General features: G+C 57.7%; 15 protein-coding genes, 3 tRNA genes and 1 riboswitch. Of the genes, 4 read left to right on the plus strand and 14 right to left on the minus strand.

The window, feature by feature from the left end:
- Together Q0K17_RS03410 and Q0K17_RS03415 are read right to left on the minus strand one after the other, a co-directional pair.
- Positions 1-659 (minus strand): glycoside hydrolase family 3 N-terminal domain-containing protein (locus Q0K17_RS03410; RefSeq protein WP_294539961.1); only part of this gene is annotated, 659 nt, incomplete at its 3' end.
- Between the two features lie 135 nt (positions 660-794).
- Positions 795-1,382, minus strand: coding sequence for a Crp/Fnr family transcriptional regulator (locus Q0K17_RS03415; protein WP_294539963.1), 588 nt, complete (start codon positions 1,380-1,382; stop codon positions 795-797).
- Positions 1,383-1,762: 380 nt separating this feature from the next.
- Here Q0K17_RS03415 and Q0K17_RS03420 point away from each other — a divergent pair, with 380 nt between their 5' ends.
- Positions 1,763-4,300: an ATP-binding protein gene (locus tag Q0K17_RS03420; protein WP_294539965.1), complete on the plus strand. Its 2,538-nt coding sequence runs from the start codon at positions 1,763-1,765 to the stop codon at positions 4,298-4,300.
- A 58-nt stretch (positions 4,301-4,358) separates the two neighbouring features.
- Here Q0K17_RS03420 and Q0K17_RS03425 read toward each other — a convergent pair whose 3' ends face one another.
- Positions 4,359-5,297 carry a cation diffusion facilitator family transporter gene (locus Q0K17_RS03425; protein WP_294539967.1) on the minus strand — a complete coding sequence of 313 codons (939 nt, stop codon included), beginning with the start codon at positions 5,295-5,297 and terminating at the stop codon, positions 4,359-4,361.
- Between the two features lie 110 nt (positions 5,298-5,407).
- A riboswitch (NiCo riboswitch) is annotated at positions 5,408-5,501 on the minus strand.
- A gap of 221 nt (positions 5,502-5,722) precedes the next feature.
- On the opposite strand from Q0K17_RS03425, the gene Q0K17_RS03430 reads away from it, so the two are divergent.
- Positions 5,723-7,156 carry a DUF6056 family protein gene (locus tag Q0K17_RS03430; protein WP_294539968.1) on the plus strand — a complete coding sequence of 478 codons (1,434 nt, stop codon included), beginning with the start codon at positions 5,723-5,725 and terminating at the stop codon, positions 7,154-7,156.
- 83 nt (positions 7,157-7,239) lie between these two features.
- On the opposite strand, the gene Q0K17_RS03435 is transcribed toward Q0K17_RS03430, so the two are convergent.
- The 3 genes from Q0K17_RS03435 to Q0K17_RS03445 all read right to left on the minus strand — a co-directional run bounded on the left by Q0K17_RS03435 (position 7,240) and on the right by Q0K17_RS03445 (position 8,420).
- Positions 7,240-7,986, minus strand: coding sequence for a hypothetical protein (locus Q0K17_RS03435; protein ID WP_294539970.1), 747 nt, complete (start codon positions 7,984-7,986; stop codon positions 7,240-7,242).
- Positions 7,987-8,083: 97 nt separating this feature from the next.
- Positions 8,084-8,170 (minus strand) — tRNA-Leu (locus tag Q0K17_RS03440).
- A gap of 163 nt (positions 8,171-8,333) precedes the next feature.
- A tRNA-Leu gene (locus Q0K17_RS03445) sits at positions 8,334-8,420 on the minus strand.
- A 238-nt stretch (positions 8,421-8,658) separates the two neighbouring features.
- Here Q0K17_RS03445 and Q0K17_RS03450 point away from each other — a divergent pair.
- Together Q0K17_RS03450 and Q0K17_RS03455 are read left to right on the plus strand one after the other, a co-directional pair.
- On the plus strand, positions 8,659-9,447 hold the full coding sequence (locus Q0K17_RS03450) for a DUF975 family protein (protein ID WP_294539972.1): 789 nt from the start codon (positions 8,659-8,661) through the stop codon (positions 9,445-9,447).
- Positions 9,448-9,537: 90 nt separating this feature from the next.
- A tRNA-Ser gene (locus tag Q0K17_RS03455) sits at positions 9,538-9,629 on the plus strand.
- Between the two features lie 141 nt (positions 9,630-9,770).
- On the opposite strand, the gene Q0K17_RS03460 is transcribed toward Q0K17_RS03455, so the two are convergent.
- The 8 genes from Q0K17_RS03460 to ispG all read right to left on the minus strand — a co-directional run bounded on the left by Q0K17_RS03460 (position 9,771) and on the right by ispG (position 23,132).
- A complete protein-coding gene (locus tag Q0K17_RS03460) occupies positions 9,771-11,894 on the minus strand; it encodes a VacB/RNase II family 3'-5' exoribonuclease (RefSeq protein ID WP_294539974.1) in 2,124 nt (707 codons plus the stop codon).
- Between the two features lie 143 nt (positions 11,895-12,037).
- Positions 12,038-12,283 (minus strand): preprotein translocase subunit SecG, encoded by a 246-nt coding sequence (gene secG, locus Q0K17_RS03465; protein ID WP_294539976.1) that lies wholly within the window; start codon positions 12,281-12,283, stop codon positions 12,038-12,040.
- A 105-nt stretch (positions 12,284-12,388) separates the two neighbouring features.
- Positions 12,389-14,644: a DNA gyrase subunit A gene (locus Q0K17_RS03470; RefSeq protein WP_294539978.1), complete on the minus strand. Its 2,256-nt coding sequence runs from the start codon at positions 14,642-14,644 to the stop codon at positions 12,389-12,391.
- 14 nt (positions 14,645-14,658) lie between these two features.
- The gene (locus Q0K17_RS03475; RefSeq protein WP_294539979.1) at positions 14,659-16,635 is read right to left on the minus strand and encodes a toprim domain-containing protein; all 1,977 of its coding nucleotides are present in this window, start codon (positions 16,633-16,635) and stop codon (positions 14,659-14,661) included.
- A gap of 196 nt (positions 16,636-16,831) precedes the next feature.
- The gene (locus Q0K17_RS03480) at positions 16,832-17,242 is read right to left on the minus strand and encodes a hypothetical protein (RefSeq protein ID WP_294539981.1); all 411 of its coding nucleotides are present in this window, start codon (positions 17,240-17,242) and stop codon (positions 16,832-16,834) included.
- 212 nt (positions 17,243-17,454) lie between these two features.
- On the minus strand, positions 17,455-21,762 hold the full coding sequence (locus tag Q0K17_RS03485; RefSeq protein WP_294539983.1) for a PolC-type DNA polymerase III: 4,308 nt from the start codon (positions 21,760-21,762) through the stop codon (positions 17,455-17,457).
- 53 nt (positions 21,763-21,815) lie between these two features.
- Positions 21,816-22,058, minus strand: a complete 243-nt coding sequence (locus Q0K17_RS03490) for a hypothetical protein (RefSeq protein WP_294539984.1) — start codon at positions 22,056-22,058, stop codon at positions 21,816-21,818.
- Positions 22,059-22,082: 24 nt separating this feature from the next.
- Positions 22,083-23,132 carry a flavodoxin-dependent (E)-4-hydroxy-3-methylbut-2-enyl-diphosphate synthase gene (gene ispG, locus Q0K17_RS03495; protein ID WP_294539986.1) on the minus strand — a complete coding sequence of 350 codons (1,050 nt, stop codon included), beginning with the start codon at positions 23,130-23,132 and terminating at the stop codon, positions 22,083-22,085.
- Between the last annotated feature and the right edge of the window lie 12 nt (positions 23,133-23,144).

A 23,144-nucleotide genomic window follows, 5' to 3' on the forward strand; every position in this document is an offset into this window, starting at 1 on the left:
CACGCCGCGGCTGTCCGGGGATCGGAGGAGAAGGCTCTGGTGCCAATAACCGGATTGTCCGGGTTGGTGTTCACATCCGCCACCGGGGCAAAATCCAGGGTTATGCCATATCCGGTCAGGTATCTGCCGATTTCCAGCGACATGGCCCGCACAGCTTCCGGCCCCTGCTCCCCCACCGCGGCGGCACTCGGATACCGGGGAAGAGAAAAAGCCGGGTTTCCGGCCAGACGGGCCACGGCGCCGCCCTCCTCATCCACACCGATGAGCATCGGAATCTCCGAGGCCTGCTGCAGTTCATCAACCAGGGTTTTCAGCTGTGACTCGCCGGTGATGTTTTTGCCGAAAAGGACCACACCACCCACCGGATATTCCGCCAGAAAGGCTGCCATGGAGTCGGAGACTTCGATCACGCCGTCGGCATCCGCGTCGTCGATCTCCTCCTGGGAGAGGGATTCTTCCAGCGCATCCGGCCGAACCAGAAACAGCTGCCCGACCTTGTCCCGCAGGGTCATGCCGGACAGCGGGCCGTCCGGCTGCGCCGTCTGGGCCGGCAGCGGGGATGGCGTGGACACCGGTGCGGAAGACGGTGCGGTGCAGCCGGCCAGCAGGCAGACCGTCAGCCCCAGCGCCGCCGCACGGCGTACAAACGAAACCGCCATCCGCTTCTCCTCCCTCCCCGGGCACAGACTGAAATCTGCCTGTATTATACCACGGGTATCCGCAAAAGAAAATGCCGGACCACGCAAAACGGCACAGCCCCTTACGGGGCCGTGCCGTCAAAGCCAAAATCATGGTCAGGAATTCTGCCACCCGGCATAGCGGGATTTGCGCAAAGCACTTTTCATCCGGCTGAGCGTTTCCGGCGTCATGCTCAGGAAACTGGCAATGTGACGGTTGTTCACATCAAAGATCAGGCCGGGATACTCTTCCAGAAACCACTGGAACCGCTGCTTGGCAGGCAAATTGCACATGACATGGCGGGTATGATTGTGCAGACGCATGGCATCGGTCAAAAAGCGCGCATATAGCTCCGTCAGTTCCGGATAGGTATGCACCAGCTTCATCGTTTCCTGCAAAGGCAGTACCACAAACTCACAGTCGGTGAGGGCCACCAGGTTTTCCGGAGAAGGCTCGTCAAAAGAGCAGGGCGGCATGGTGGGCGTTCCGCACTTGAAGCAGAAACAATCCGTATGGTCCGCCCCATCCATGTCCACAAAATACCCCCGCGCTACCCCGCTGAGCAAAAGAAACACCTGCGTCTGGATCTCCCCCGCCCGCAGAAATACCGTTCCGCGCGGCATACGGCGCACTTGGGCCAGCTGGCACAGGGACTCCACCAATTTCGGTTCCGTCAGACCATACTGCCGGGTAAACAATTCCATTGCATCCATAGTATACTCCCAAACATTCTTCCCCCCGCCGCATGACCGGGATATACCGCACACCCGTCATATGGCGCCCTTCGTTTCCGCCAGGATCCCCTATAGGCAGAATTTGTTATTTTATATCATACCCCGAACCTCCGTCCCTTGTCAAGAATCGTTCACATCCGTGGCTCATGCAAGAAAAAGAGCCGGACCGGATCCCGGACATCTTGTCCCGCCTGCCGGCATGCTTTATAATGAAGATACAATAAGAAATTTTTAACAATGTACCGCCCATCCCGTACAGCGGATTCCTGGCAGACAGAAAAGAAAGGTTGCCTACCATGAATAGAAAAAAGGCCAAACGATACAAAAGCCTCCGCCGTGTTCTGAAAGATATGCGCCTGAGTCTGCTCGCCTTTGGCGTGCTGGTATGTCTGGCGCTGTTCGGCGTACTGATAATCCGGCGTTCCCTGCTGATCAACGGGCAGGAAACCGGCGCGGCGTTGGCGCGCAGCTATGCGGAGGAAGCCCGCAGCAACCTGACCGTGTACCAGACCCTGCTGAGTTACGGCACCGCCTTCTTGCAGGACCGGCTGGACGAGGGCTATACGGCCGAAGACCTGTTTGAGCCGGCAGATATGTATTTTGAGCGGGTGACCAGTGTTCTGGGTGAAGGGGTCGTCAGCCCATTTTTGCTGGTGGGCGATGAAATGCTCACAGCCTCCGGACGCCTGCCCACCGATATCGACCCCGATTACGATGCCCGCCAGCGGGATTGGTACCGCATGGCGGTGGCCGAAGAGGGCAAGGTCGTGGTGACCGGGCTGTACACCGACATCGTCACCGAAGAGCCGGTCATTTCGGTGGTACAGTCCTTTGACAACGGGAACGTGGTGCTGGGATTTGATGTCTTTACCGAAAACTTCCATTTCCAGGCAGATCCTCTGACCCTGGCCCATGCGGATTCCTTCTTCTTGTGCGACGCCACTGGAAAGGTCCTTTATTCCCGCACCGGCCTGCCTTTGGACAGCGAGGGAATCCAGAAATATTGCAGCTGTCTTTTGGAAAAGATTTATGCCGGCGAGCTGGACGAATACTGTGATTTCATCAAAGACCTGGACGGCGACCGCCGGGGTGTTTACTACACCCGGATGGAAAACGGCTGGTATTCCATCGTGACGATCCCCTACAGAAACCTTCTGGGCAATCTGCGTCCCTTTGGCAGCGTGCTGGCCATGATCCTGGGCGTTTCCCTGCTGGTCCTGGCAGTAACGGTCTGGCGGGAAAAGAAATACCATGACCGCATTGACCGCACCGACGAAACCGTTCGGGTACTGGGGAATTCCTACTATGCCCTGTACCGGATCGACTGTGCCCAGGGCACCTATGAGATGATCAAGAGCCCTTCCCCCGTGCAGGAGACTCTGCCCGCAACAGGCAATTACGCCGCCTTGATGAAAATCGTGGAAGAAGTGATGGAACCGGGCGCATATGCCGAATTTTCCAAGAGCTTCTCCCTGGAAAACATTCGCCGGCTGGTCCAGGCGCATACCCAGGATTTCGGCGGAGACTTTCAGCGAAAGTTCGGTGAGGAATATCATTGGGTGAATGTCCGGATCCTGTTCGATGAAATTCTCTCCCCCGAGGAAGTTGTGCTTTGCTTCCGGGAAATCGGTCAGGAAAAGCAGCGGCAGATGGAAGAACGGCGTATACTGGAGGATGCCTTGGAGCTGGCCCACCGGAATGAGAGCGTCAAACAGTCCTTCTTCAGCAGCATGTCCCATGATATGCGTACCCCGCTGAATGCCATCGTGGGACTGAGCGAGCTGGCTTCCAGATACGACGACGCAGACCGGCTCAAGGAATATCTGCGCAAGATCAACAGCGCCAGCCGTCAGCTGCTGAATCTGATCAACGACATCCTGGACATGTCCCGCATGGAACAGGGCAAGGTCATGCTGAACAATCACGAGTTCGACCTGCGCGCCTGTCTGGAAGAGTGCCTGGAAGCCTTCCGGTTCCAGGCTCATACCCAGAAGAAAACACTGGATGTGAAGCTGGACCTGGAACCGGCCCGCCTGCTCGGCGATCCGGCCCGCATCAACCAGATCCTGAACAATCTGCTTTCCAACGCCTTCAAGTTCACACCGGAAGGCGGCTCCATCCGTCTGCATGTGACCCAGATCGACAAGGGTGACTATGCCAAATACAAAATCGTGGTGGCCGACACCGGCATTGGCATGTCGGCGGATTTCCTGCCCCATCTGTTTGAGCCTTACAGCCGGGAAATGCGTTTTTCTGCCAAGCAGAGCATCGGTACCGGGCTGGGAATGTCCATCACCAAAAACCTGGTGAGCCAGATGAACGGTGAACTGCAGGTGGAAAGCGAACAGGGCAAGGGCACCACCTTCACCCTGGTCCTCCCCTTTGCAGTCATCGCCGACCAGAAAGCGGCGGCACCGGTCGCCGCCGCTCCGGAAGTATACCGACTGGAAGGGCGGCGCATCCTGCTTGCGGAAGACAACGAGGTGAACATGGAAATCACCACCGAACTGCTGCAGCTCAATGGGGTGGAAGTAACGCAGGCATGGAGCGGCCGGGAAGCCGTGGCGGCCTTTGAAAAGAGCGAGCTTTTCCAGTTTGATGCCATCCTGATGGATATGCAGATGCCGGAAATGGATGGCTGCGAAGCCGCCCGACAAATCCGGGCGCTCCCCCGCCCCGACGCTCCCTTGGTCCCCATCATTGCCGTGACCGCCAACGCCTTTGCCGAAGATATTGCCGCCACTTCCGCGGCGGGCATGAATGCCCATGTATCCAAGCCCATCGATTTCGGCCACCTGTGCCGTACCTTAGGCCGACTGACCGCCGGCACCGAAACCATGGCACCGGACACCCTGGCCCAGACGGATACGCCGGACACCACTTCCTGAAAAAGCAAAAAGCCCGCGGGAGAGCTCAGCCTCTTCCGCGGGCTTTTTTACAGGGAAATCACTGGCTTTCCGCCGACTGCACGACAGAACCGGGTGCCGGATTCAGGTGGATCATCACATGCTTGATATCGGGGAAATGACTTTCCATCTCGGTGTGTACGCGTTCGGCCACTGCATGGGCGTCCTGAAGGGTCTTTTGGCCGTCCACCTCGATCTCCAGGTCCACATAGACCTTGTTGCCGAACATGCGGGAGTGGAGCGTATCCACACAGACCACATCCTGCTGTTCACTGACGAACCGGCTGAGTTCCTGCTCATACTGCTCTCCGCAGGACGTATCCAGCATCTTGACCACCGCATCTTTGATGATGTCGTAAGCGACCTTGACGATGAACAGGCAGATGACCACGCTGGCCACCGAGTCCAGTACCGGGAAACCCAGCATGGCACCGCCGATACCGATCAGAGAGCCAATGGAGGAGAAGGCATCGGACCGATGATGCCATGCATCCGCCATGAAAGCCGCCGAGTTGATCTGCTTGGCATAGTACCGGGTATACCAGTACATGGCCTCCTTTGTCACAATGGAAACCACGGCGGCAATGAGCGCGATCAGCCCCGGCACGGCCAGCTTCTCATACCCGCCGGAAAAGATGTTTTCCAGGCCGACGCGGCCCACACCCAGCCCGGTGGCCATGAGCACCACGCCCAGGATCAGAGAAGCCACGCATTCCAGGCGTTCGTGGCCGTAGGGATGGGCGGCATCCGCTGCGCGGCGGGATACCTTGACGCCGATCCAGGCAATGAGGGTGGTCAGCACATCCGAAAACGAGTGAATGGCGTCGGAGATCATGGCGCCGGAATGTCCCCAGATACCGGCCAGCAGTTTGAAGCCGGAAAGGATGGCATTGCCGACAACACTGACCAGGGACAGACGCCGGATCACGGCGTCCTCATCCAGATGACGGGCGGTTGCGTGGGTTGAACGGGTTGACATAAAAGAAACCTCCTGTTGGGCCGCTGTGCGGCCGTACTGTATTCTCTTATGTGCACCTCATTGAGATACGGTTCCACCAGGGTATAGAAAAAGGCACCTGTGGAACATACAACTGTCCCACAGATGCCGTCGTTCACATCTGCTGCCGCAAAGGCGGCCCGACCCCATGCCCGGAATGGGCATCGCCTGCTCAGTTTGTACTGTTGATCTCGCACCCTTTTTGCAAGGATGTAATGCAGTGCAAAGAGTATAAGTCATAGTATCATATTTTATGATCCAACGCAAGAGAAAAATACCCTTGCCTTGAAAAAAAAGTGCCATTGTAGTAAGATACACCTGAACGGCAGCTGCGATTCCGGACGGAGGTGCGGAGCTGCGCAGCCGCCATTTCCCTTTCAAAATTCACTTTCAGGAGGATGCCGCCTATGCACGACAAGGCCTCTGCGCTGCGAAAGAAATGTTTTACCGCCGCCGCTGCGGTGGTTTTTCTATGGATGTTCTTGCTGAACTGTCTGACCCCTTACATTGCAGATGATTTCACCTTTGCCTATGCCTTTGACACGGGACTGCGGCTGCACAGTCTGCCCCAGCTCTTGAAAAGTCTGGCCTACCATTATTATGAATGGAGCGGCCGGGTGGTGGTGAAATTCTTTGCCCAGGGGTTCACCATGTTCCCCAAGGTCCTGTTCAACCTATGCAATGCTGCCGCCTATCTGGCACTGGCTCTGGTCATCTACCGGCTGGCCAGAGGGCGCCGCACCGGGCGGTATGATCTGGTTGTCTTTGCGCTGATCCTGGCATCTCTGTGGGAAATCAGTCCGGCATTCGGACAGACCAACCTGTGGATGTGCGGTGCCTGCAATTACCTGTGGGCCAGTCTGGGATGTCTGGCCTTTCTGCTGCCATGGCGCTATTACCTGCAGAAACCGTTTGCAGGCAGTTGGCGGCTGACCGCAGGCATGGCCCTGGCCGGACTGCTGGCCGGCTGGCTGAGTGAAAATACCAGCGCCGGCATGCTGGTCTGCCTTGTCCTCTGCCTGCTGGCTCTGCTGATCCGACACCACAGAATCCCCTCCTGGATGTGGTCCGGCTTCGCCGGTTCGGTAGCCGGGTTTGTGATTCTGATCGCAGCCCGGGGCAATTACAATCGGGCTTCGGTTTACGGGGATTATGAATCCTTCCTGACGCGGTATGCGGTACGCTTTTTCAACTGTCTGAACATGCTGAAAGAGTATGCCCTGCCCCTGCTGTTCGCCTTCGTGATCCTGTTCGTGCTGCTGGTCTTCCAATGCAGCACGGACAAAACCGGATACGGCCCCATAGTCTGGCCGGTGATTCTGCTGCTGGGCGGTCTGGCCTCCAATTTTGCCATGATCCTGAGCCCCGATTACTACGAGCGCTCCACCCATGGCCCCTTTACCCTGCTCACCGCTGCCTGTGCGGCCTGCGCGGTACAGCTCAGCGGCCGGACGCTGCGCAAAGCGCTGACCTGTGCCGCCGCCTGCGCAGGCCTTGTGTGCACCTTCCATGCGGCGGAGGCCGGATATGACATTGCCAGCTACTATGTGATGTACCAAACACGGGACGGCCTGCTGCGCACCGAGGCCGCCGAACTGGGTGAGCAGGCGCCTCAGGCCGAACTGGTCAGCTACGCCATCGAACCGTACACACACTGGTGTGCCGCCTACGGACTGCCGGATATCCGGGAGGACAGCGGCGATTCCATCGGCCTGTGCCGTGCCCGCTGGTACGGGGTCGGCGGCATCACCGCCACCGAGGCCCGCACCTATCCGTTCCCCGGGCACATGAACGATGCATACGCTGCCGGTCAGGCCCAGGCGGAAGACAGCGCTTCTTGAAAACAAAACACCGGAACCTGCCACAGTCGGCGGTTCCGGTGTTTTATTATGTTCGGTTTTGAAGCCGGCTTCCGGCCCGGTTGTCACTCCCGCGTCCGTGCCCGATCCGCCGGACGCAGTTTCTGGCAATACTGGGTGCAAAGCTTGTCGGTACACTGCGAGCACTGCAGGGCCACGTTGGAATGATCCCAGAAGCGTTCCGGGTACATCATAACGCACAGTTCCCACACCAGCCAAGCGGCAATGGACATAAGCACCAACGAGGTGGCGAAGAATCCCCCCATAAAAATCAGCGGCGAAAACATCATCAGGTGGTCCCAGTTGAAGATGCGGCAGGTGGTGCAGCAGCGGTTTTTCATAATGAGACGGAACGGGCACCAGATCAGCACGCAGATCAGATCACAGACATAAAAGAACACCGAGATCATGAACAGGGTGATTTTATCGATCACGCCGGCATAATGCAGCACACCGATGGCAGCGATCAGGGCGCACCAGATCAGAAACACTTTGTACGCCGCTTTGGTTGTGGCCACGATATAACTTTTGAGGGCTTCGTAGTTGATTTTTTCCCGGATAGGCCGAAAACGATTGGCAAAGAGTTTCTGGGACCCAAGCGGCACCTTGTTTTTGATGGGAAATATCTGCAGGATCATATCCATGACCCAAACAAACCACAAAAGATGCAGCGGAGAAAATGTTCTGAAGAAATTCATGCCTTCCAGCACCGTGAAAACACCGCGCCGAAATACACACGCAAGGGTGCACAGCAGGAAAATCAGACTCCGCCCCACCAGGCGGGCCACATAAATTTTTCTGGTCCTGGACATGACTGCCTCTTTCCTGTACAGCCGGAAAACGGTGTCCCGTTCCGTGCGAGAGTTTGCCGGATAAAGAAAATCCCGAACGCGGAAGCGTTCGGGATTTTGGTGCGGATGAAGGGATTTGAACCCACACTCTTTTAAGGGAACTAGAACCTGAATCTAGCGCGTCTGCCAGTTCCGCCACATCCGCATATTGTTTTGTCAGCCGGTCACCCGGGCGACATGTATTATTATACACATGCTCCCGGGATTTGTCAATACTTTTATTAAGAACTTATTTTCCCCTGTTTTTCGCTATTTGCCGCACCTTGTCGGGCAACAAAAAATCCCGGGCGCCAAAGCGTCCGGGATTTTGGTGCGGATGAAGGGATTTGAACCCACACTCTTTTAAGGGAACTAGAACCTGAATCTAGCGCGTCTGCCAGTTCCGCCACATCCGCATATTCTGTTCGTCGGCAGGTCTCCCTGAGCGACGAATATTATTATACACACCGGCCCATGGTTTGTCAACACCTTTTTTGAAAAAAATTCCATGCCCCTGTAATCGATACGCTTTCCTGTGTAGCGTCGTTTATTTACAATTCAGAAACAGTGTTACCGGTTTTCCATTTTCCGTTTCCATGCTATAATAAGGGAAAACTTCGGCCCTTGCTGGCCATTTCCGGGAGGATCTTTCTTATGTGGACTTGTTCGCTTTTGAAGCAGAATGCCAGACAGGCGTTGTCCGGTACATACTGGCGCACTTTTGCCCTGTGCCTTCTGCTGGCTATTGTGGGCGTGGGCGACTATTCGGTTACTGCCTCGTATCATTTTGAAACCGAGGTCGACCGCCTGAACACCATGTTCCGCGGCAGAGTCTGGACCGGGGAGGCTGCCCAGGCCGACATCTGGCAGCAGCTGGCCGGAATCCCCGCTGCCGTATGGAGCATTGTGTTTGTCATCCTGCTCATATCCGTGGTGATCGCTGTGCTGTGGGCCGCCTTTGTCGCTGCGCCCCTGGAAGTGGGACGCAACCGCTTCTTCATGGAGAACCGCCAGAGCCCTGCACCGCTGCGCACCGTCACCACCGTTTTCCGTACCCCCTATCTGAACATGGTCAAGGTGAAATTTCTGGTTGACCTGAAGATTGTGCTGGGACTTTTCCTGCTGGTGATCCCCGGCATCTACTGGGCGTACTGCTATCTGATGGTCCCCTATCTGCTGGCGGAAAATCCCTACATGAGCACCACCCGCGCCATGCAGCTGAGCCGCGAGATGATGCACGGCGAAAAGTGGCACGCCTTCTTGCTGCGTCTTTCCTTCGTGGGCTGGGTCATTCTGGGCATGCTGACCCTTGGGATCGGGCTTCTGTTTCTGGAACCCTACTATCAGGCAACCATGGCGGAACTGTATGCCGCTTTGCGCAGCAAAGCCTTTGCCATGAACCTGACCGATGCCAGTGAGCTGGGCGGTTTTGTGCGCCACTGATATCCGAAGAAAAAAGTCAAAAAAACACTTGACAGTTGGCTCGGACCTTGCTATAATAACTCTTGCAGTTTGGCGTTGCCGAGCTGCTATGGAAAGATGGCTGAGCTGGTCTAAGGCGCACGACTGGAAATCGTGTAGGGCCCTGAAAGCCCTCGAGGGTTCGAATCCCTCTCTTTCCGCCAGAAAAACCTTTCGGAAATTCCGAAAGGTTTTTTCTTTTATAATTTTCTTTCTGCTTACAGGACAGAGTTCTTCCTGCCACGCAAAAACAGCCGCCTTCCCTGCATTGGGGAAGGCGGCTGTTTTTCAGTCAGAATCAGAAATCACTGAGGCATGAACTCAAAATCAATGCGGCCCAGAGGCACATCGGCTCCGGCAACCTTGACCTTGATGGGGCTGCCCAGCATCCAGGTACGGCCGGTGAGCGGGTCGGTCAGGGATACGCCCTCGGTGACGGCGGCTTCCCCCTTGCACAGCTGGGCAGCAGGCACAAACCCTTCCACCGTGTTGTCCAGGGCCACAAAGACGCCCCGGGCGGTGATGCCGGAGATGGTGCCGTCATAGACCTCGCCCAGATGGCCATGCATATACTCGGCCTTGTACAGGTCTTCCACGTCGCGCTCAATGCGCACGGCGTCCACTTCCTTGCGGCTGGACTGCTCGCTGGCATGGGTGGCAAACTCGGTATAATTCTTGACCAGACGTTCATGCGGTGCCCCCACCAGCATATCGGTCAGGATACGGTGAATGGCCAGGTCAGGGTACCGGCGGATGGGGCTGGTAAAGTGCGCATAGTCCTTGAGCACCAGGCCAAAGTGGCCCAGAGGCTCCGGGCTGTACCGGGCTTTCTGCATGCTGCGCAGGATACCGGTATGCACCGGAATGCGGATGGGAGTATCACGGGTCTCATCCAGCAGGGCGGACAGCTCCAGCTGGGTGGGGATTTCGCCCTTGAACACCGGGTTCAGGCCGCAGGCTTTCAGGGTAGCCCGGAGCTTTTCCATCTTTTCGGCATCAGGGGCTTCGTGTACACGGTAAACGAAGGGCACGCGATGGGTGCGGCCGGCGTTGGCCGCGCACTGGTTGGCCAGCAGCATGAATTCCTCGATCATGCACTCGGACACGCCGCGGCCGCGCTTGACGATGTCCACGCAGCGCCCGGTCTCGGGATCGATGACCAGCTTGGCTTCATCCGACTCGATCTCCATGCTGCCGCGTTCCCGCCGCAGGGCCAGCCGCTTTTCGTACAGCTCATTCATCACCGGCAGCTGGGCCAGGACTTCGCTGTATTTATTCTGCAGGTCCTCCCCTGCCGTGCCGTCCAGCAGGGCGTTGATCTCCTTATACACGCCCTTGACACGGCTGCGGATGACCGTCTTGACAAACTGGTAGCCATGGATGTTGCCCTTTTCGTCCAGGCGCATCAGGCAGGAGAAAGCCAGCCGGTCTTCCCCTTCGTTCAGGCTGCAGATGCCGTTGGACAGCTGCTGGGGCAGCATGGGGATGACCTTGTCCGCATAATAAATGCTGGTGGCTCGCTCGTAAGCTTCCTTGTCCAGCGCCGTGTCCGGACGGACATAGTGGCTCACATCCGCGATGTGAACCCCCAGTTCATAGCCGCCATCCTGCAGATGCATCAGGCTGATGGCGTCGTCGATATCCTTGGTCTCGGCACTGTCGATGGTGAAGATGGGCAATCCCCGCAGATCCATGCGGTGCGCCGCTTCGGCGGGATCGATCCGGGCGTTGTCATAGGCAGAAGCTTCCTGCATGACTTCGTCCGGGAATTCCTGCCGCACATCGCGGCCATAAAGAATGGCCTTGGCACACTCACAGGCATAATCGGAGGAACCGAACCGCTCGGTGACGGCAGCGCGGTGGTCCATGTGACGGCCGCCGCGGCCGGTGAGCACAGCGCCCACTTTGTCGCCCAGCTGGGCGCCGTTGATGGCCTTCTTGTCCAGAATGATGCGCACGTCCCGGCAGCCATCCGGCTCCACCGCCATACGGCCGTCATCGGTCATGGTGATGGTACCGGCAAAGCTGTTGTGGGGCTCGGTGACTTCCAGCACTTCGCCTTCTGCGCTGCCCTCTACCCGGGGACGCTCAAACAGTTTGACCAGGATCTTGTCATGGGGCATGGCACCATGGAGGGCGCGGCCGGGGATGAAGATATCGCCGGTGCCATCGTCCCGGGCGGCAAAGCCGAAGCGTGCCGCCAGCTTGACCAGGGTGCAAGGAATGCCCGCCGGGGCAGATTCGTTTTCGATGGTGGCAAGACCCGGGGCATACTGGCCGTCACGCACGGTCAGCAGGCCGGTGGCCACCATGCCGGACACGGTGCTGCGCAGACGGGTGTTGTCCACCTGCAGGTTGTTCTGCAGTTCCCGCAGGGTGTGGGGGCGCCGCTTGACGGCATTGAGAATATTTTTTTGCAGTGGTGTCATGTGGTATTTACTCCTCCCTGACGTCGCCCCGTCGGCCGGCGGGGCCCTTCCGTGCGGGTCTGGCCCGCAAAACCTTCTTCTTTATGAACTTTCCCATAAAAAACGGCCCGCGGGTTCCGGCGGGCCGTTTTCTGTCAAATGGATTACAGGCGGGCGTTGACAACGCTGACGACCAGCGCGGCAATCAGGAACACAGCGCCCAGAATCTTGGTGAACTTGGCCAGCTTGGCATCCAGGCCGCGCTCACGGCCGGCAGCCATGAAGCTGTTGTCGCCCATAATGGCACTGGAAAGGCCGCGGCCCTTCTGCTCCTGCGCCAGGGTGAACACAACGATCAACAGGCAGGCGATGATGAGGATCACGCCGAACACGATTTCATAGATTCCCATTTGTAGCACTCCTTCAAAGTCTCATGCAGGATATACTATACCACACCCTATCCCGAATTGCAAGAAAATTTTGGCGTGGTTTCTTCAAAAATACGCTCCGTCCCTTTACAGGGTCATCTGCTCCACGCTGTCAGTCTCCTTGAGCAGGGCACCGGCAGCCGGCAGGGTGCGCACACGATAGCGATGGGGATCGGCCAGTTCCAGCCCCGCCGCAGGACGCACCCGGGTGATGCGGGAATTCTTTTTCAGGTTGACCACATTGACACCGGCGGTGTCCCGGGTGGTCTTTTCGGGGATGAGGGCGCTGCCGGCCAACAACAGACGGGTGGTGGCCGGACCCGCATTGACGAAGATGGCCAGCTCCTGTTCCTCGGTCAGATGGAGGATGGCCGCCAGCTCCGCCTTGTCGCTGTAGGCCTTGAGCAGCTTGCGGCGGTTCTGCTTGGTCTGGTAGCTGGTCAGAGGCACCTTGGCACATTTGCCGTTCTGGAAGAAGAAGAACATGTGGCCGCTGTAATCGGCGGTCACGGCCATGAAGACGGGCACTTCCCCGTCGTCCATGCCCAGGGTGGAGGCAACATAATCCCCCAGCACGCTGGCCTTGGAGTCGGAGAAATCCGCCGCGCGGGTCTTGTAGACCTGGGCGTGGTTAGTGAAAAAGAGCAGCTCCACGCTGTTGGTGGACTCACAGGTAAAGGCGATCTCGTCCCCGTCCTTGAGTTTCTGCTCACCGGACATGCGCAGGCTCTGGGGGGTGATCTTCTTGAAATAGCCTTCCCGGGTGAAGAAGAGATGCACGGGATAGTCCGGAATCTCCTGCTGCTCCTCCTCTGCACTCTCCTCCGGCAGGTCGTACAGAATCTCGCACCGGCGAGGTTTGCCGTACTTCTGGGCCACCTCGGTGAGTTCCTTCATGATGATCTTGTTGATGCGGGCCGGACGCTTGAGGATGTCTTCCAGGTCGGCGATCTCCTTTTCCAGCTCCTCGATCTCCTCGGTGCGTTTGAGGATGTATTCCCGGTTGAGGTGCCGCAGCTTGATCTCGGCCACATACTCGGCCTGGACTTCGTCGATGCCGAAGCCAATCATCAGGTTGGGGACGACCTCACTCTCCTCAGCGGTCTCCCGGACGATGCGGATGGCTTTGTCGATATCCAGCAGGATGGCCTCCAGACCGCGCAGCAGGTGCAGACGCTTCTGCTTGCCCTGGAGGTCATGGTAGGTACGGCGGCGCACGCATTCAGCCCGGAAAGCCGCCCATTCCAGCAGGATGCCCCGCACGCCCAGCACCCGGGGCTGGCCGCCGATAAGCAGGTTGAAGTTGCAGGCAAAGGAGTCTTCCAGCGGGGTGGCCTTGAACAGCCGTGCCATGAGTTTGTCCGGGTCCTGACCACGCTTGAGATCAATGGTCAGTTTGAGGCCGTTCAGGTCGGTCTCATCGCGCATATCGCTGATTTCCCGGATCTTGCCCGCCTTGACCAGCTCGGTGATCTTGTCCATGATGGCTTCCACCGTGGTGGTGGGCGGGATGCGGGTGATGTCGATGCAGTTGTTTTCCTTGTCATAGGACCAGGCAGCCCGAACCCGGATGCTGCCCCGGCCGTTTTCCAGCACGTTCTTCATCTCGGCAGCATCATACAGGATACTGCCGCCGCCCACAAAATCCGGGGCGGGCAGCAGCTGCATCAGGTCGGCGTTCTCATCCTTCATCAGGGCGATGGTGGCATTGCACAGTTCGGCCAGATTGAAGGAACAGATGTTGGAGGCCATGCCTACGGCGATGCCCAGGGTGTTGTTGGCCAGGATGGTGGGGAAAGTCACCGGCAGCAGGGTGGGCTCGGTGGTGGTGCCGTCATAGTTGGGCACGAAATCCACCGTATCCTTGTCGATGTCCCGGAAAAGTTCCTCGCATACCGGTTCCAGCTTGGCTTCGGTGTAACGGGCGGCAGCGTAGGCCATATCCCGGCTGTACGCCTTGCCGAAGTTGCCCTTGGAGTCCACGAAGGGCACCAGCAGGCTTTCGTTGGAGCGACCCATACGCACCATGGTATCGTAGATGGCAGCATCACCATGAGGGTTCAGGTGCATGGTGCTGCCCACGATGTTGGCGCTCTTGGTGCGTGCCCCTTTGAGCAGGCCCATCCCGTACATGGTGTACAGCAGCTTGCGGTGGGCGGGCTTGAAGCCGTCGATCTCCGGCAGGGCGCGGGAGACGATCACGCTCATCGCATACGGCATATAGTTGGTTTCCAGCGTCTGGGTGATGGGGCTTTCGATCACTTCGCCCGCCGAGAGGATCTCTACATTATCCCCCAGCTGCGGGCGGGCAGGCGCCTGTTTCTTTTCACGTTTTTTTGCCATGGTTCCTCCCCTTGTCAGGACACATCCAGATCATCCAGATACTCGGCGCCGTGTTCCGCAATATGTTCTTTACGGCCGGCCAGGTTATCCCCCAGCAGCAGATCGAACACCTCGGAGGTCTGCTTGGCGTCGGTGGGCAGCACCTTGATCAGGCGGCGGCTCTCCGGGCTCATGGTGGTCAGCCACATCATTTCAGGGTCGTTCTCGCCCAGACCTTTGGAGCGCTGGATGGTATATTTCTGGCCGTCAATGCGGCGCAGGATATCCGCCTTTTCCGGCTCGGTATAGGCGAAATACGTCTTGGCCTTGGTGTTGATCTCATACAGCGGGCTCTCGGCAATATAGACGTAGCCCTGGTTGATGAGGGTGGGCGTGAGGCGGTACAGCATGGTCAGCACCAGGGTGCGGATCTGATAGCCGTCCACGTCGGCGTCGGTACAAATGACGATTTTATTGAAGCGCAGATTGTCCAGGTTGAAAGTGGCCAGGTCCTTGTTATGGGACCCGCCCAGCTCCACGCCGCAGCCCATGACCCGGATCAGGTCGGTGATGACCTCCGACTTGAAGATGCGGGCATAATCGGCTTTCAGGCAATTCAGGATCTTGCCGCGGATGGGCATGATGGCCTGGAATTCGGAGTCGCGGCTCTGCTTGACCGCGCCCATAGCGGAATCGCCCTCCACGATATACAGTTCCCGCCGGGATGCGTCCTTGGTGCGGCAGTCCACAAACTTCTGCACCCGGTTGGCAATGTCCATCTGCTGGGTGATGTTTTTTTTGATGGAGATACGGGCCTTTTCCGCGTGTTCCCGGCTCTGCTTGTTGATGAGCACCTGTTTACAGGCTTTCTCCGCTTCGTCGGGTTTTTCGATGAAATAGACTTCCAGCTGATGCTTGAGGAAATCGGTCATGGCCTGGGCCACAAACTTGTTGGTGATGGCCTTCTTGGTCTGGTTCTCATAACTGGTGCGGGTGGAGAAGCTGGAAGAGACCAGGATCAGGCAGTCCTGCACATCGGCAAAGGTGATGGCGCTTTCGTTCTTTTTATACAGCCCCTTGTTTTTCAGCCATGCATTGATCTGATTCACAAAGGCCAGACGCACTGCACGGTCAGGGCTGCCGCCATGTTCCAGCCAGCTGGAGTTGTGGTAATATTCCAGCGCCTGGGTCTGGTTGGAGAAGCAGAAGGCCACATTCATCTTGACCTGGTATTCGGGCTGGTCTTCCCGGTCACGGCCCACGGCGGAACCGGCACAGGCATGCACCGGCGTGAGGGCCTTGTCCCCTGCCAGCTCGGCCACATGATCCACAATACCGTTTTCATAGTAGTAAGAGATTTTTTCCGCACGCTCTCCCGAGCGGTCGTTAAAGACCAGGGTCACGCCGGCATTGACCACCGCCTGCCGTTTGAGCATATCCCGGAAGGTTTCGGGCGATACGGTGATGTCGGTGAAAACATCGGTATCCGGCATCCACCGGATGACGGACCCGGTACGGCGGCCACTGAAAGGTTCTTTTTTCAGTCCGCCCACATTCTCGCCTTTTTTGAAGTCCAGGTGATAGTGAAAGCCGTCCCGGTAAATATCGGCCGTCATCCAGGCACTGGCATACTGGGTGGCACACAGACCCAGACCATTGAGGCCCAGGGCAAAATCATAGTTGCCGGCTCCCTCGCCGTATTTGCCGCCGGCATACAGTTCACAGAAAACCAGGTCCCAGTTCCACCGCTGTTCAGCCTTGTTATAATCTACCGGAATGCCGCGGCCGAAGTCCTCAACCTCCACACTGTGGTCCGGGTAGAGGGTAACATTGATTTTGTCACCAAAGCCGTCCCGGGCTTCGTCGATGGAGTTGGAGACGATCTCAAAAATGGAGTGAGCGCAGCCTTCCACACCGTCGGAGCCAAAAATAACGGCAGGACGTTTGCGGACACGGTCCGCGCCCTTCAGACTTTTAATGCTTTCGTTGCCGTAAACCTGTTTTTTTGCCATGCGGCTTCCCCCTGAAATTGCGTTGTGACGAGTTCATGTGTATTTTGCGCGTATTTATTATTTAACCATGAAGTGGAAGGGTTTGTCAAATAATGCTTTCATTATATCACAACCCATGGTTGTATTGCAAGACAAAAGCAACCGCCGGAGCGGAAGGCTCCGGCGGCGTTTGTGCTCAGACGGGAAGCAAGTCAGATCAGTTGCTGCTGCCTTCTACCTCTTCCTTCAGGTAGGCGTCCAGTTCGTCGGCGGCTTCATTCAGCTTTGCCTCGGCTTCGGAATCGTCTGCGGTGGTGCTGTCGGCTTGCAGCTGTTCCGACTGCTTCTGAATCTCTGCCAGCTGCTCTTTCACCTTCTCAGTCACCGCCTGCTTTTCCTCCTCAGCGGGCGTGGCCTCGTCTTCCTGAGAGACAGGCTGAGAGTCTGAAGAAGCGGGTTCCTGGGCGGTATCGTCGGAGGAAGCCTCCGGGGGCTGGGTATCCGCAGAGGCAGCCGGGTCAGACGCGGGCTGGGATTCGTCGGTCTTGGGGGTGCAGCCGAACAGCGCCAGACTCAGACCGGCAGCCAGCAAAAGGGCGGCAAGACGGGACATTGTGCGACGTTTCATTTGTGTTCTCCTTTGGTAAGGTGTTACGGGGCGAATTTGGTATTCTGAAACACAAGAAAGCTTTCCTGTATTTAGGATACCACATTTCTCTGCCACCCTACAAGGCAGTTTTCCACGATACAACCGTAAAAGTTTGGTTACATTCCTTTCTAAAAAAGCCCTCCTGCCAAAGCGGCAGAAGAGCTTCTTGCGTTTTGGGTAACAGAAACTTCTCAGCCCATCATGCTGAAGAAGTCCACCTGGCTGGTCTCCGGCAGGTTGCCCAGGGCCCCCACATCCCGCAGTTTGTCCAGGATGGACTGGGCCACACCGGAAGCCTGCTGCAGTTCCTCGATGGAGATATACTCTTCCCCGTGGATGGTGGCCTGTTCCAGAGCAATGGCGGCATTTTCGCCCAGGCCTTTCAGCGCGGTGAAGGGAAGGCGGACCTTGCCGTCCTCCACGATATATTTGCTGGCATAGCTTTTGCCCAGTTCAATGGGCAGGAACTGGCAGCCCCGCTGCAGCATCTCGTTGACCAGCTGCAGGCTGACCAGGGCGTCGTCATCCTTGGCGGTACGCTCATCCTTGGGGATGCGCTCGTTATCCCGCAGGTGTTCCTTGGCCACCCGGACGCCGCCCACGGCCGCTTCGTAGTCAATATCGGCACCGCGGACGGTGAAGTAAACCGCGTAGAAGATGGCCGGATGGTAGACCTTGAACCACATCAGGCGGATGGCCGCCATCAGGTAAGCCACCGCATGGGCTTTGGGGAACATATACTTGATCTTGCGGCAGGATTCGATGTACCAGTCAGGCACATCGTGTTCCCGCATGGCTTCCTCCCATCCTGGCTTGAAGCCGCCCTTGGCCACCTTGCCTTTACGCACAGCCTCCATGATGTCAAAGGACATCTTGGGTTCCAGGCCCTTGCGCAGCAGGTACAGCATGATGCTGTCACGGCAGCCGATGACCTCGGCGATGGTGCAGGTTTTGGAGCGGATGAGTTCGTCGGCGTTGTTGGTCCAGACGTCGGTTCCGTGGGACAGGCCGGAAATCTGGATCAGTTCCGAGAAGTTCTTGGGCTGGGCATCCAGCAGCATCTGGCGCACGAAGTTGGTGCCCATTTCGGGGATGCCGAAGGTGCCGGTCTGGCTGCCGATCTGTTCCGGGGTGACGCCCAGGGCCTCGGTGGAGGTGAGCAGGCTGTACACCTTGGGATCGTTCATGGGCACCGAGTTGATGGGGATACCGGAATACTCCTCGAAGAACTTGTAGAAGGTGGGCACATCGTGGCCCAGCTCGTCCAGCTTGAGCAGCGTGTCGTGGAGGTATTTGAATTCGAAGTGGGTGGTCAAAAGACCGCCCTTCACGTCATCCGCCGGGTGCTGGATGGCACAGAAATCGTAGATATCAAAAGTATCGGGCACAACGACCATGCCGCCGGGATGCTGGCCGGTGGTCCGCTTGACGCCGGTACAGCCGATGCACAGGCGGTTTTCCTCTGCACGGTTGACGGTGCGGCCGCGTTCTTCCAGGTACTTCTTCACATACCCGTAGGCGGTCTTGTCCTGCAGACCGGAGACCGTTCCCGCCTTGAAGACGTTCTCCTTGCCGAAGAGCTCCTCGGTATAACGGTGAACGTTGGACTGATACATGCCGGAGAAGTTCAGGTCGATATCCGGCTCCTTGTCGCCGTAGAAGCCAAGGAAGGTCTCAAAGGGGATGTCGTGCCCTTCCATGATCATGGAGGTGCCGCAGACCGGGCACTTCTTGTCCGGCAGGTCAAAGCCGTCCATGGTGTGGCCGTCATCGATCCATTCACTGTGCTGGCATTCCGGGCACAGATAATGGGGCGGCATACTGTTGACTTCCGAGATTCCCGCAAAGTGGGCTACGGCGGAGGAACCCACAGAGCCACGGCTGCCCACCTGGTACCCGCCTGCGTTGGAGAACGCCACCAGCTTGACGGCAATGACGTACAGAACGGCATAGCCGTGGCCGCAGATGGAATCCAGTTCCTTTTTCAGGCGCTTTTGCAGAATATCGGGAAGCGGACTGCCATAATCCTTCCGGGCGTGCTCCCAGGTGCCGGAACGCAGCTGCTCCTCGGCGCCCTTGATGGAAGGCGGATAGGTGCCTTTGGGAATGGCACGCAGATTGCCGTCGATGGTGGCAGCGATCTTGTTGGGATTGGTGACCACCACCTCATAGGCCTTTTCCTTGCCCAGATAACTGAACTCCTCCAGCATATCCTGGGTGGTGCGATAGAACAGCGGTGCCTGGTTATCCGCATCCTTGAAGCCGTTGCCCGCCTGCAGGATGGCCCGATAAGCCGCATCCTCCGGTTCCTGGAAGTGCACATCCCCCGTAGCGACCACCGGTTTGTGCAGTTCGTCCGCCAGGGCAATGACGGTACGGTTGAAATTCTTGATGGCTTCGATGGAGTCCACCTGACCGTTGCGGACCATAAACGCATTGTTGCCCAGGGGTTGGATCTCCAAAACGTCATAGTAATCGGCAATCCGCAGAAGATCTTCATGGCTGCGGCCTGCGACGATGGCACGATACAGTTCTCCCGACTCGCAGGCGGAGGACAGGATCAGGCCCTCCCGGTACTGGTTCAGCAGACTGCGGGGCACACGGGGCTTTTTGAAGAAATACTTGGTGTGGGCGGCACTGACAATGCGGTAGAGATTCTTGAGCCCGGTCTGGTTCTTCACCCAGATGATCAGATGGTTGAACCGCTTTTTCAGGACCTCTTTATTGCCGCCCAGGCCGGTGTTGATATCCTCGACGTTGTAGATTTCCTTTTCCTTCAGGTCTTCGAGCATCTTCTCGAAGATGCGGGCCAGGGCCATGGCATCGTCCACCGCCCGGTGATGGTTGAAGGGAGGAATTTCCAGATGCTTGTTGATCACATCCAGCTTGTAGCTGCGAAGCCCGGGAAACAGAGCCTGCGCCATGGGAACGGTATCGATATAGGGATTGTTGAAGGTGATGCCCGCCCGTTCGGCCGCCCGCTGCAGAATCAGCATATCGAAACTGCTGGCATTGTGGGCGATGACGATGTTGTCCCCGCAGAACTCCTTGAAGCTGCGGATGGCTTCATCCGGAGAAGGTGCATCCGCCACCATGGCGTCATTGATGCCGGTCAGTTCCACCACCTTGGCCGGAATGGGCCGCCCGGGATTGACAAAGGTAGCGAAGCTTTTCTCCTCGTTGATCTTGCCGTTTTCCACATAGACGGCACCAATCTCGGTCATGATGTCGTTGTTGGTATCCAGACCTGTGGTTTCGGTATCAAAGACCACAAAGCTCCCGGTAAGAGGCATTTTGACCTTGCCGTAGACCGTGGGGATCATATCATCCACGAAATAGGCTTCGCACCCGTAAATCAATTTGAAACCGGGGTCGGAACCATGGATATCATCGGCCGCCAGCATGGCTTCCGGGTATCCCTGGCAGACGCCATGGTCGGTGATGGCAATGGCGCGATGGCCCATGCGGTGGGCCAGCCGGACAATCTTGCCGGGGTCGCAGAATCCGTCCATAGAGCTGGACTTGGTATGCAGATGCAGCTCCACCCGCTTGTGGCCTTCCGGTTCGGTGTCCTGACGGGGCTGACGTTCCACCTGCAGGACATCATAAGGCAGGAGCACATAGTCGCGCTCATATTTATCGTAGGTGTAATTGCCGCGCACGATCAGGGTCGTGCCGGGTTTGAGGCCCTCCCACTTGGACATGTCCTCCCCTTCATCCCCCAGTACCTTGAGGTTGATGGAGCCGTTGTAGTCGGTGATGGAGGTGAAATAGATCTTGCGGCGGTTGCCCTTGACTTCGGTGGCGAAAACATCGCCCCAGACGGTGACCTTGCCGCCGTCGCCCAGATCGTTGAGAGGGCGCAGGTCTGCCGGTTTGAAAGACTTGCCGTGGAAAAGCTTCGCCGGCTTGGAGGTGAGTTCCAGACCCTCGATGGTGAAGGGCGCCACCTCCTCCTTGGCCTTGAACTGCACGGCAGGCGTCTTTTCGGCCACACGCCGCTCCAGTTCCTCGGCATTGAGCTGGGCCGCCACATCCTTCATCCGGACCACCGGCAAAGAGCCGGTACGTTCCTGAATCAGTTCGGCCAGACGCCGGGGAAGCTCCACGCTTTCCAGAATGGTGCGTCCCGCATTGACACGCACAATCAGCCCGTCAGGCTCAAAAGCCACGGGCTGGTCCTTGTCCAGAAATCCATTTACCGGCATCCCCTGCTGCTTGAGTTCCTCAATGAGCAGGGTCACGGCATCCGGGGTGATGGCATCATAATTGAAATAGTTCCGCAGTGCCAGTTCATAGCCGGCAAACACCGGTTCCAGCGAGGCCAGCAGGCGGCCGCAGAGTCCCCTGTCCAGGGGCTCTGCGCTGCGCAGACTGATGACCACCTTGCGGGAAGTGCGGAACAGTTCCACTTTTTCCACGATCACGCCGCTGAAGCAGGCGTTGAACTGGGCGTCGGCCGTAAACTGCGGCCAGACCTGAGTGACAAAAGGTTTCAAGGCTTCTCCTTTTTATTTTCGGGTCCATTCAGGGAAAAAACAGGGCAGCGATATCAGCGCTTTGATCCCGGGCGGCCGGAGGTGCGGCAGAATTCCCCGGTGCAAAGCAGCCAGAGGAAGAGTGCCGCCGTGGCCGCGGTCAGTACCAGAAAGAAAATGCCGCTCGCCCACTGTGCCGTATCAAAAAACACATAGGCACAAAAGCCAAACAGTGCTGCTCCCAAAATCAGCAGCACTGCGGTAAAGCGCGGACTAATGGCCACCAAAAAATCAACAGCAAGTTGCAGCAGGTCCATGGGGGTCTTCCTCCGCGTGGCTATTTACAGTTTATAGATCTCGTCCACGAACTGATCCACGATGTTGTCTTTGAGCATGCGGACCTTTTCTCCGCGGATAAACAGCAGCGCACAGTCCTTGCCGCCGGCAATGCCGATATCGGCGTCGGAAGCTTCGCCGGGGCCGTTGACGATGCAGCCCATGATGGCGATCTTGACGGGTTTCTTGAAGCCGTCGGCCCGCAGACGCTCCTCCACCTGACGGGCAATATCCATCATGGGATACTGGGTGCGGCCGCAGGTGGGACAGCTGATGATCTCGGGACCCGCCACGGCATAGCCCACAGCGCGCAGAATGTCATATCCGGCCAGGACTTCGTTCTCCGGTGTGTCGGTCAAGGAAACGCGCAGCGTGTCGCCGATGCCTTCCAGCAGCAGTCCCCCGATGCCCATTCCCGACTTGATCAGGCCCATCCGGTTGCCGCCGGCCTCGGTCACGCCCACATGCAGCGGGTAGTCGGTCTTGGCACTGAGCATCCGGTACGCCGCCATCATGCGGGGCACGTTGGAGGACTTGATGGAAATGACAATATTGTTGAAATCATGCTTCTCCAGCAGCTGCACATGATACATGGCGCTTTCCACCATGGCTTCCGGCACCGGAGCGCCATACTTGGCCAGAATGTGCTTTTCCAGACTGCCACCGTTCACGCCGATGCGGATGGGTACGTTCTTGGCATTGCAGGCATCGGCCACCGCCTTGACGCGGTCGTCATCCCCGATATTGCCGGGATTGATGCGGATCTTATCCGCCCCTGCATCCAGCGCTGCCAGAGCCGCCTTGTAGTCAAAGTGAATGTCCGCCACCACCGGAATGTCCACCTCTTCCTTGATGGCGGAGACCACCGCGGCGTCCTTGGGGGTGGGAACCGTGACCCGCACGATCTGGCAGCCGGCTTCAGCCACACGGCGGGCCTGAGCCACATTGCCGGCGATATCCTCCACCGGCACGTTGAGCATGGTCTGCACCGCGATGGGGTTGTTGCCGCCAATGGTAACATTGCCGATCTTGACCGTTCGTTTGAGCTGGCGCATACAAAGACACTC

The sequence above is a fragment of the uncultured Gemmiger sp. genome (assembly GCA_944388105.1).
GTDB lineage: Bacteria > Bacillota > Clostridia > Oscillospirales > Ruminococcaceae > Gemmiger.

Bases quoted from the DNA above. Each gene is read 5' to 3' on its own strand.
- Q0K17_RS03475 (WP_294539979.1), bottom strand. From the start codon at position 16,635: ATGGCAAAAAAACAGGTTTACGGCAACGAAAGCATTAAAAGTCTGAAG.
- Q0K17_RS03420 (WP_294539965.1), top strand. From the start codon at position 1,763: ATGCGCCTGAGTCTGCTCGCCTTTGGCGTGCTGGTATGTCTGGCGCTG.
- Q0K17_RS03415 (WP_294539963.1), bottom strand. From the start codon at position 1,382: ATGGAATTGTTTACCCGGCAGTATGGTCTGACGGAACCGAAATTGGTG.
- Q0K17_RS03470 (WP_294539978.1), bottom strand. From the start codon at position 14,644: ATGGCAAAAAAACGTGAAAAGAAACAGGCGCCTGCCCGCCCGCAGCTG.
- Q0K17_RS03425 (WP_294539967.1), bottom strand. From the start codon at position 5,297: ATGTCAACCCGTTCAACCCACGCAACCGCCCGTCATCTGGATGAGGAC.
- Q0K17_RS03490 (WP_294539984.1), bottom strand. From the start codon at position 22,058: ATGGACCTGCTGCAACTTGCTGTTGATTTTTTGGTGGCCATTAGTCCG.
- ispG (WP_294539986.1), bottom strand. From the start codon at position 23,132: ATGCGCCAGCTCAAACGAACGGTCAAGATCGGCAATGTTACCATTGGC.
- Q0K17_RS03480 (WP_294539981.1), bottom strand. From the start codon at position 17,242: ATGAAACGTCGCACAATGTCCCGTCTTGCCGCCCTTTTGCTGGCTGCC.
- Q0K17_RS03430 (WP_294539968.1), top strand. From the start codon at position 5,723: ATGCACGACAAGGCCTCTGCGCTGCGAAAGAAATGTTTTACCGCCGCC.
- Q0K17_RS03460 (WP_294539974.1), bottom strand. From the start codon at position 11,894: ATGACACCACTGCAAAAAAATATTCTCAATGCCGTCAAGCGGCGCCCC.
- Q0K17_RS03435 (WP_294539970.1), bottom strand. From the start codon at position 7,986: ATGTCCAGGACCAGAAAAATTTATGTGGCCCGCCTGGTGGGGCGGAGT.
- secG (WP_294539976.1), bottom strand. From the start codon at position 12,283: ATGGGAATCTATGAAATCGTGTTCGGCGTGATCCTCATCATCGCCTGC.
- Q0K17_RS03450 (WP_294539972.1), top strand. From the start codon at position 8,659: ATGTGGACTTGTTCGCTTTTGAAGCAGAATGCCAGACAGGCGTTGTCC.